The organism is Cupriavidus sp. SIMBA_020, assembly GCF_046535395.1.
Taxonomy (GTDB): domain Bacteria; phylum Pseudomonadota; class Gammaproteobacteria; order Burkholderiales; family Burkholderiaceae; genus Cupriavidus; species Cupriavidus campinensis.
Genome location: NZ_JAWRWU010001403.1, coordinates 1 through 245 on the forward strand (window position 1 = coordinate 1; position 245 = coordinate 245).

The following is a 245-nucleotide window of genomic DNA, read 5'->3' on the forward strand; positions in this document are numbered from 1 at the left end:
GTCGATAGGCAGCAATTCAGCGCCGTTATCGCGTATGGCCCGCATGAACAGCGAGCCCGCGGCCACCAGGGCTTCTTTGTTGGCCAGCACCACCCGCTTGCCTGCACGGGCGGCCGCCAGGGCGGCGGGCAGGCCCGCGGCACCCACGATGGCCGCCATGACGGAATCGCACTGTTGATCCGCTGCCGTGTCCGCCAGGGCCTGCGCCCCCACGCGAATGTCCGGCATGGCCTGGCCTGCGGGCC

1 pseudogene is annotated in these 245 nt (G+C 71.0%); it reads right to left on the reverse strand.

From position 1 onward, the window contains the following. Nucleotides 1-245: pseudogene (locus SB751_RS34140) on the reverse strand (1-deoxy-D-xylulose-5-phosphate reductoisomerase); the annotation flags it as partial.